We start from the raw sequence: 8,982 nt of genomic DNA, 5'->3' as shown, positions 1-8,982 counted from the left end.
TTGAGCCGAGTCGAGCCGGGCAATCAGAACGAGACCGGCTAACGCAGCACATAAGCCCGAGAGGGTGTAAACCAGCACGGTTAGTTGTGTCACCGGTACGCCAACGAGGCGGGCAGCGACCGGATTATCGCCCATTAGGTAGATCTGCATACCATAGGTGGTTCGATAGAGGAAGATGCCACCAATAATAAATACCAGCAGCATGAGGATGATCGGGAATGGAATGCCGCCGATGTCGCCGGTGCCGATCCAGCGGAATGTCGGCGGTAGGCCGGTAATGGGTTGTCCTTGCGTGTAGAGCAGAGTTAAGCCGCGTCCTACCGTGAGCATACCTAGTGTAGCGATGAAGGGTGGAATACGCGCTACCGCGATCAAGAGACCATTGATGCAGCCCAATGCTGCACCACAACCTAATGCGGCAATGACGCTAACCGGCACCGACCAGCCCTGTTTCATCAGAGCTGCCCCGATTGTGACCGATAACGCTAATACCGATCCCACCGAGAGATCGATCCCACCGGTGATAATGACCAACGTCATCCCGACGCTGATAATGCCGTTAATGGCGGTCTGCCGCAAAATATTGGTCAAGTTGGCCGGCGTCAGAAAACGGTCGGACAGCAGGGTCAGGCCGAGCACTAATAAGCCGAAGATAATAATCAAGCCAAAGTGTTGACCGAATGTGCGGCGATCGATCAGTTCATCGGTGAGTGAGAATGCGCGCATACGATACTCCGAAATCTGGCGCCGCTGCCTGGTTAGAAGACCACACCGGCTACTAAGATTACATTAGCGTATGGGGTGTACTCACCGGTGCGCACGACTGCCCGTGCTTGCCGACATAATGCCTTGAGCTGCTCGTGACTTACCTCTTCAAAGGGGGTGTTCGGTAAAAGCTGTCCCAAACCGTCACGAATGTGCGGACTGCGTTGGCCGGTCTCCGTCGCGATCAGCGCTTTTTCAACCTGCATCTCGCTTACTATCACCCGCACCGTCTCAAGAAACGGCGGTATCCCACGGCACAACGCCAGATCGATCCGCCGTGTCTCTGGCGGAATTGGTAAGCCGGCATCGCCGATCACGATCATATCGCCATGGCCGAGACTGGCAATCAATTCGGACAGCACACTGTTTAACAACAAGGTCTTTTTCATTGCACCTCCAACAAGCGCATCACTTCCATTCGTGACGGTAACGACGGTTGGGCGCCGGCCCGCGTGACGGCCAATGCGCCGGCTGCGTTGCCCCACCGTACCGCTTCGAGTGGTGGTTTGCCTTCGGCGAGTGCCACACAAAACGCGCCCGCAAATGCGTCGCCCGCAGCCACCGTATCAACGACCGGTACCTGAAATGCCGGCACTGTGGTGGTCTGTTCGGCAGTCGCCAGTAGTGCCCCTTCTGACCCGAGGGTCACCAGCAGATTACGCACTCCTTGCCGTTGCAGACGCTCGATCGCCGCCATCAGATCGGTTTCGCCCTCCGCCAGTGCTTGTAATTCAAGCTGATTGGGCAGCAGATAATCGATTTGGCTCAGTAACGCCACCGGCAGCGGACGGGCCGGCGCCGGATTAAGCACCACCTGCACTCCGTATCGATGTGCTAGCTCGGTTGCTGTCATCACGGCGTCGAGTGGGCATTCGAGCTGCATCAACACGACATCCGCTCCTTGAAATAGTGCCTCCGCCCGCTGTACGTCAGCTTCGCTCACCCGCATGTTCGCCCCAGGAGCGACTACAATGGTATTTTGGCCGTGAGCATCGAGGGTGATGAGCGCGACACCGGTGGCTGCGTCAGGGTCGCGCTGGATGTAGCTGGTGTCAACCCCATCGTACTGCGCGGCGTTGAGAAGCGCATCACCGAAAGCGTCTACCCCGACCCGCCCGATCATTCGTACCCGTGCGCCAAGCCGGGCGGCGGCAACCGCCTGATTCGCCCCTTTGCCCCCCGGAAAGGTCTGAAAATCACTGCCGATCAGCGTCTCACCGGGTTGCGGATGGCGTGGCGCCCGCACGACCAGATCTATATTGAGGCTACCCACCACGATGATGGTTGGTGTCATACGGTTGTTCCCCCTGATAATCGTTCCACGAGCGTCGTTGCCACGGTGTAGGTCCGGGCCGGTATGTCGGTACGCGCAATCCGTTCGCGCAAAAATTGCACTGCCATTGTTGCTAGCGCGGCTTTGTCTTGACGAATGGTGGTGAGCGGTGGGTTGGCGTAAGAAGCTAACTCAATATCGTCGAACCCCACTACTGCACAATCGTGTGGTACCTGCCGACCGGTTTCGGCCAATGCCCGGAGTGCGCCTAGTGCCATCAGATCGTTGCATACAAACAAGGCGGTTGGTGGTGGATCGCATTGCAACAGCTCGTGGGTTAACGCATACCCTGAGTGCGGGTGGAAATCACCACGCCGGATTAGCCGCTCATCGATAGGTACTCCGTATTCAGTCAATGCTTGCCGATAGCCCACGACCCGATCGGCACTCGGTGTCAGATGCGAGGGGCCGGTGATGCACCCGATCCGGCGGTGGCCGCGCTCTAACAGATAGCGCGTTGCTTGCAGGCCGCCCTGTAGGTTGTTGGTCAAGACGGTGTCGGCTTGAAGGCCGGGGAGCCGCCGATCAACGACGACTACCGGTATGCCGAGTCGCAATAGCTCTTCGAGCGAAGGGCTTTGGTCACCGGTGGCTACAAAGATCAAGCCATCAACCTGCTTTTGGACGAAGACATCAACGTACACTTGCTCGCGCTCGAGGTTATTTTCCGTATTGCCGAGAATGACGTTATATTCAGCCCGAAATGCAGCGTCTTCAATCGCCCGCGCGATTTCGGCAAAGAAGGGATTAGCGCTATCGGGCAAAATCAGCCCGATGGTATGCGTCTCTCCCCGCCGTAGTGAACGTGCCAAGACGTTCGGTCGGTAGTTGAGTTCGGCCATCACCGCTAGCACCCGTGCGCGTGTCTCCGGTGCTACGAACCGTGTGTTGTTGATGATGTGCGAGACGGTCGATGGCGAAACCCCGGCTCGTAATGCGACTTCGCGAATGGTAGTCATGGGTAAAAATCGTTTGCGCAATCGTTTGCGCAGCAGTATATCAGACGATGCGCCTGCCGTCAATCACCAATTGTCGGCTATCGTGCTAGCTTTGGGTACGCCATTCCAATAATCGGCCGCTCCCGATCTGCTCAAATTGTTGGGTGATGTGATCACCGCCTACCATCACCCGTTTCAACACATGGTGCGGTATTGCAATTACGTCTAGTGGTGTGAGCGCGATAACAGTCGCTACCGGTAATGTGCCACGGATCAGTTCTACCTCGCCACAAAATTCAGTCGGGCCAAGCCGTGCGACCAAGCGAACGTTCCCACGGGGGCCTTGTTCGGTTTCTTCTCGTCGTAAGACGGCTACTTGTCCATCGGCAATAACGTACAGATAGCCGTTAGGCCGACCTTGTCGAATCAGGATGTGGCGGGCCGCTACGGTTTGGTGGATAGCCGCTCGTGCGAGTTCTCGTAGTTGAGCACGCGGTAGGTTGGCAAAGAGGGATACTCGCTCAAGTAACCGCATGCGCTTGAGCAGTTCTGCACCTTCCGCGGTGTGCGGTGCGGCACCGTGCATCATTCGGTGCAGTTCACCCGCCGGTAAGTAGAGGAGCATGCTCTCGATACTAGCCCGGTATTCGTAGTCGGTGATTTCTGGTCCTTGCAATTCGCCAAAGTAGTCGCCACGGTGCAGTTCCTGAACTGTATCACCGTTGCGGGCGAGGACTTCGCCGGTTTCGATCACCCAAATCCCTCGCGGTGGCTCGCCGGCTCCTAAGATGATCTCACCGGCGTGTACTCGTTGGTCGGTAAACGCCGCAGCTAATGCTTGTAATTCGTGATCGTCGCACGTGGCAAACAGGTCGATCTGGCGCAGCAGTCTGATCCGGGCTTCACGTGCATTCCCGAAGGTGTGCAAGATCTCATATGCCTTCGCCATTTGCGCTAAGCAGTGTCGTTCGAGTGCTTCCCGTTCCGGCCATGGCAATGCGTCATACGCGGCCACTAGCGCGCGATGGGCAAAGGTCCGACCGGCCAATTGTTCGAGGATCGTTACCGCATACTGTAAGACCTCGGCGTACCGCGCTCCTTGCTCGTCGAGTGGGAGGCTCTGTACGGTTGGGCCGATCCGAACTTGATCGCGATCAAAAGTGATCTCCCAGTTTGCCGTCGCTGCCAGTACGTCCATCCGGTCGTCGAGGGTTCGCGTGCGTTGTACACCGTAATTATTGCGTAAGAGGCGGTACAAACCAATGTATAAATGCCGAAAAGCATCTTGTAACCGTACCGCCTCACCGAGTGCAGGCGTGAGCGGCCAGCTTAACCCACTCAGACTAACACTGCGCAAGGTGACGAGATGGGTACTCCATGCAGCGGCCCACAGACCGGCGGCTACGATCAGGCTAACGAGAGCAAGCGGAGTGTTGCGCCACTCCGGTAGTAGTTCGAGTAAATAGCTCCCGATTTGGATAAGGATTCCTGACCAGAGTAGCAGCCAGCTCCAAAAGAGACGGGTATCGCGCAAACTGATGAGCAGTGGCAATAGCAGTGCTTGACCGATCACTCCACTGTAGATAGGTACAGCGGCGATTAATGCCCAGAGTGAACTGTACTCTGGGTGAGCGATCCTGATCAGTTCGGCAGCAATGGCTCCTAAGGGAAACGCTAGTGTCAGCAGCAAGGCACTGGCGATCAATTGGCTGCTGTTCTGTTGCTGCAAGTTGACATCCAGCAATGCAATGAATCCGGCAAACAAGAGCAAGGCGTAACCGGCAATCTCTAAGCCTGACCAGATGCGCACGGCATCGGGGGCGACGAGGTAGCCGGCTTGCGCTATCATTTCAATAAGGCTGATGAGTAAGAAGCTGGCGAGGGCACGGCTGATCCACGCTCCTGCATAGTCACTTTGTAGATACCCTTGTACGATTACGGCTACCATCCACCATCCGGTCAGCACAAGGCCGGTTTCCCAACTCACCCCAAACCGTAGCGGGAATAGTCCGCTCGTCAGCGCCAGTAGACCAAACACGGTTGCGATCAGCAAAGGGTTGCGCGTGTACCCGCGTCGTACCATCCAGTCGGCAGTGGCTCGTACCAACCCCCAACCGGCCAAAATGATACCGATAATCAAAGGGACGATCACCAGCCCAAAGAGCAAGATTGCCAGCAGTTGTCCGAACCAGCCACTCGCCCAGAGTTCACCAACCATACTCCCAAATTGGCGTTGCCAGAAGAGGGTCGCCATCATGACCGCTACACCGGTATAGATTGCGCTCAATAATCCGTACCCGGCAAAAATGCGCTCCTCCCGGTTCAACGGACTGTGTGACCGGATTTTTTGCCACAATGGTCCGCCAATAAATTCCAATGCACGCTTACGCAGGTTTGGCAAGCGTAAAGCGTCGACCAGGATGAAATAGCCGTCAAGTTCGAGTAGCGGGTTGAAGTTGAAGAGCGCAGTTAGGTACGAAGCGGTTGCAATACGACGCATCCATATGCCGCCTAACGTCTCTGGCGCTGCCCACGCAATGATCGCGGCCAGCGACCCGACGAGCAGGTCGCATAGTGGCCCGGCCAGCGAGACCAGCATACGGGCCGAATGCGGCGCCAACCATATGTCACTTGTATCAACGAAGGCAGCCGGCATCCCGAAGTAGAGCATGATCCCCGCTCGTCCGACATGCCGACCAAAATGTTTAACGGCCAATCCATGCGCGATTTCGTGGAGCGTGAGCGTGATAAACAGTGCCATTCCCAACATCAACATATCGCCGGCAAGGTGTTCGTCGCTCACGAGATCGCTACCACCGACGCCCGGTAAAAAGTAGCAGGTGATACCGATAATCGTCAGCATGCCAAGCACGATGGCAAAGAAACGGGTAAAGAGCCAGCGTCCACCCCATCGGTACAGCAGATCGAACCATCTATCCACATGCTGTAGCTCAAAGCTACGGCCATGGGTGAAGCTCAACAGACGCTGACCAATCCCTTCGGCAGTTTGCTGTGCAAGGTAGTGGCGCAAATGGCGATACACGCCGACCGACGTATCGGTGAGAAATCCTTGTGCGCGTAGGGTTTCTACCAAGTCGGCAACCGGCAACAGTTGCTTAAAGCGCAGAAAGCCCATAGTGGCGAGTTGGGCAATGGTGCGTGTGCCATCCATTGCTTGCCACAACTCACGCTCGGCTGTACTCAAGCACAGGTAGTGACCGCTCGGGCTACGTAGTACGGTGATGGGCTGGTTATCCTCAAGCAACGTCTCTTCGATCACGTCACTCAGCCGTTGTGGCTTATAGAGAGCCAGATCGGCGCGTTGACGTAAGATGCTCCATACCCCATGCTCACCGTCCGGATGAGTGACGAGTTGGTGCTTGATATGTTGATAAATGCGACGATGTTGAGTAGGCGGTGTCGTGGTTTGCTGTTCTATAGCAGCCCAGAGCCGCCGCTGTGCTCGTAGAAGTTGTGTCATAAGAGCGCTCCGGCGGTCGTGTTGTGTCCGCTGCCGGACGTGGCTGTCAAATCCGATCAACGCATCGAGTTGCCTTCTTTTTCATCTTAACAGACGTGTCTATAATCCATTGACAATGCCTCAAATCACAGGTACGATGCTAGTATGAGCAACAAACGTATTATTATCACCGGAGCAACCGGTCTGATCGGTCGCAAGTTAGTAGCCGAGTTGCGTGACGATTACCAGCTTGTGATCTTTAGCCGTAATCCCGAACGTGCTCGTGCGCTGTTACCCGGTGCTGCTGACTACGTGGCCTGGCAGCCTGCTGAACAGGGGCCATGGGCGGCAGCCATCGATGGCGCATGGGCCGTAGTGCATTTAGCCGGGGCACCGGTTGCGACCGGCTTGCTAGGTCGGCGGTGGACACCGGAATATAAAGCAGAAATCCGCAATAGCCGGATCATCGGTACGCGTGGGATCGTCAATGCAATGGCTGGCGCCCAACAGCGTCCGTCGGTTTTTGTCTGTGCGTCGGCAGTAGGTTACTATGGACCCTACCGCGATAACACGCCGCTCGATGAGAATGCTCCTCCGGGCAAAGACTTTTTGGCGCAGGTGTGTGTAGCCTGGGAAGCCGAAGCAGCCAAGGCTGAAGCGTTGGGGGTGCGCACGGTTATGCTCCGCACCGGTCTGGTGCTCGATCCCGACTCGGGAGCGTTGCCGCAACTTATGCTGCCGTTTAAGCTGTTAACCGGCGGTCCGATTTTGCCGGGAACGCAAGTCTATCCGTGGATTCATCCGGCTGACGAGGTTGGTTTAATCCGCTTTGCGCTCGAACATGAACAGGTCCGTGGTCCGCTGAATGCCTCCGCTCCCAAACCGCTCGCCAATCGTGATTTTGCCGCCGTGCTTGGGAAGGTGCTCGGTTCGCCGTCGTGGTTGCCGGTCCCTGAGTTTAGTTTGCGCATTGCCTTGGGTGAAATGGCCGATGTAGTCGTCTATGGTCAGAATGCTCTCCCTCGCAAGGCGCTTAGTCTCGGCTATCGGTTTCACTTTACCGAGCTTGAGCCGGCGTTACGCGATCTGCTGAATCTGCCTCATTAACGCAGGGTGGCTCGCTCCACTACGTGGGGCTTGCTCTTTACCTTATGGCTCGACACGTCGATTTGCTTATTACCGTACCCACCATCTCATCAACTTCTTACCTTGCTCTAACTAAATATTAAAATCCGCGGTGCATGATAACCTCAGCACAAAGCAGTTGCTACTGCTTGATGCAAAGGAGGTTCGGTATGAATATTAATCGCTTGGCGTTGATCTTCGTCTTTTTGCTAGGCATTTTTATCGGTGTAGCGGGCGGTGGGGCGGCTGGCGGTGTCGCAGGGTATTTGGTCTCACGGCAGACCGTTGCCGAAGTTTCGGCGACAGTATCCGCGCTCAAGAGCCAACCGGTTACCACTAGTGCTGTATCACCAACCCAACCGACGACTGGATCGGCAACTGTTCCTGAAACCGCAGTCGTTAGTTTGTCCGATGCTATGGTGGAAGCGGTGAAGCGCGTCGCACCTGCGGTAGTGACGGTCACCGTCGAGAGTAGTACCGGTCGTGGGAGCGGCAGTGGGGTGATTATCCGCGATGACGGTTATATCATTACCAACAATCACGTCGTTGATGGAGGACAGCGCTATTTCGTTCTCTTTGCCGATGGTACTCGCCGGCAGGCTCGCTTGGTCGGTACCGATTCACTCAACGATATTGCCGTGCTGAAAGTTGATGGTGAAGTGCCCGGCGTGGCCCAGATCGGCGATTCGGCAGCGTTACAGCCCGGCGAGACGGTGCTGGCTATCGGTAGCCCCCTCGGCAACTTCCGCAATACCGTTACCGCCGGTGTTGTGAGTGCGCTCAACCGTTCGGTGCCCGGTAGTGGCATGGAGGGCCTGATCCAAACCGACGCTGCGATCAATAGTGGAAACAGCGGCGGCCCGCTGATTAACCTGAAGGGTGAAGTAGTTGGCATTAACACGATGGTCGTGCGCAACGATTTTGGCTTCGGTAGCAGCGCGCCGGTTGAAGGGTTGGGATTTGCCGTGCCGAGCAGTATCTTCGCCAATGTGGCCGATCAGATCATTGCGACCGGTCAGGTGCGCTATCCCTTCCTCGGTATTACCTATCTGATGATCGATGGTGAAGTGGCGGCTCAGTATAATCTGCCCGTGCAGAATGGTGCCTTCATTAGCTCTGGTCTGAGTGGTCAGTTGGCGGTGTTGCCTAATACCGCAGCAGCACAAGCCGGTCTGCGCGAAGGCGACATCATTACGGCAGTCAATGGTCAACGGCTCGATGCCAATACGTCGTTGCGTCAGTTGCTGTTGCAGTACCGGCCCGGTGATACGGTTGAATTGACCATCCTCCGCGATGGAAAGGAGCAGAACGTGAAGGTTACCCTCGGTGAGCGGCCAAGCGATTTGCGCTGATGCGCAGGG

7 protein-coding genes are annotated in these 8,982 nt (G+C 56.3%); 2 read left to right on the top strand and 5 right to left on the bottom strand.

Annotation, left to right across the window (positions count from 1 at the left end; all coding sequences use genetic code 11):
* The 5 genes from ACP5OT_RS10775 to ACP5OT_RS10755 all read right to left on the bottom strand — a co-directional run.
* Positions 1-726, bottom strand: a 726-nt coding sequence (locus ACP5OT_RS10775) for an ABC transporter permease (RefSeq protein ID WP_428132087.1), incomplete at its 3' end; no start/stop codon positions are given.
* 32 nt (positions 727-758) lie between these two features.
* Entirely contained in the window at positions 759-1,154 is a 396-nt protein-coding gene (rbsD, locus tag ACP5OT_RS10770; RefSeq protein WP_424675349.1) for a D-ribose pyranase, read from the bottom strand.
* Positions 1,151-2,059: a ribokinase gene (gene rbsK / locus ACP5OT_RS10765; RefSeq protein WP_424675350.1), complete on the bottom strand. Its 909-nt coding sequence runs from the start codon at positions 2,057-2,059 to the stop codon at positions 1,151-1,153. The genes rbsD and rbsK overlap by 4 nt, the downstream gene beginning before the upstream one ends.
* Complete coding sequence (locus tag ACP5OT_RS10760; RefSeq protein ID WP_424675351.1) at positions 2,056-3,057, bottom strand: LacI family DNA-binding transcriptional regulator; 1,002 nt, start codon at positions 3,055-3,057, stop codon at positions 2,056-2,058. The genes rbsK and ACP5OT_RS10760 overlap by 4 nt, the downstream gene beginning before the upstream one ends.
* An 85-nt stretch (positions 3,058-3,142) precedes the next feature.
* Positions 3,143-6,517: a cyclic nucleotide-binding domain-containing protein gene (locus tag ACP5OT_RS10755; protein WP_428132085.1), complete on the bottom strand. Its 3,375-nt coding sequence runs from the start codon at positions 6,515-6,517 to the stop codon at positions 3,143-3,145.
* A gap of 144 nt (positions 6,518-6,661) precedes the next feature.
* Between ACP5OT_RS10755 and ACP5OT_RS10750 the strand changes: the two genes are divergently transcribed.
* Together ACP5OT_RS10750 and ACP5OT_RS10745 are read left to right on the top strand one after the other, a co-directional pair.
* Positions 6,662-7,603 carry a TIGR01777 family oxidoreductase gene (locus ACP5OT_RS10750; protein ID WP_428111526.1) on the top strand — a complete coding sequence of 314 codons (942 nt, stop codon included), beginning with the start codon at positions 6,662-6,664 and terminating at the stop codon, positions 7,601-7,603.
* Positions 7,604-7,791: 188 nt separating this feature from the next.
* Positions 7,792-8,973: a S1C family serine protease gene (locus ACP5OT_RS10745; protein WP_424675354.1), complete on the top strand. Its 1,182-nt coding sequence runs from the start codon at positions 7,792-7,794 to the stop codon at positions 8,971-8,973.
* The last annotated feature ends 9 nt before the right edge of the window (positions 8,974-8,982 follow it).

Source organism: Chloroflexus sp. (genome assembly GCF_049970315.1).
GTDB lineage: Bacteria > Chloroflexota > Chloroflexia > Chloroflexales > Chloroflexaceae > Chloroflexus.
This window is presented reverse-complemented; position numbering and strand designations above follow the sequence as displayed.

Coding starts and splice junctions, on each gene's coding strand:
- ACP5OT_RS10755 (WP_428132085.1), bottom strand. CDS start 6,517: ATGACACAACTTCTACGAGCACAGCGGCGGCTCTGGGCTGCTATAGAA.
- ACP5OT_RS10745 (WP_424675354.1), top strand. CDS start 7,792: ATGAATATTAATCGCTTGGCGTTGATCTTCGTCTTTTTGCTAGGCATT.
- ACP5OT_RS10750 (WP_428111526.1), top strand. CDS start 6,662: ATGAGCAACAAACGTATTATTATCACCGGAGCAACCGGTCTGATCGGT.
- ACP5OT_RS10760 (WP_424675351.1), bottom strand. CDS start 3,057: ATGACTACCATTCGCGAAGTCGCATTACGAGCCGGGGTTTCGCCATCG.
- rbsD (WP_424675349.1), bottom strand. CDS start 1,154: ATGAAAAAGACCTTGTTGTTAAACAGTGTGCTGTCCGAATTGATTGCC.
- rbsK (WP_424675350.1), bottom strand. CDS start 2,059: ATGACACCAACCATCATCGTGGTGGGTAGCCTCAATATAGATCTGGTC.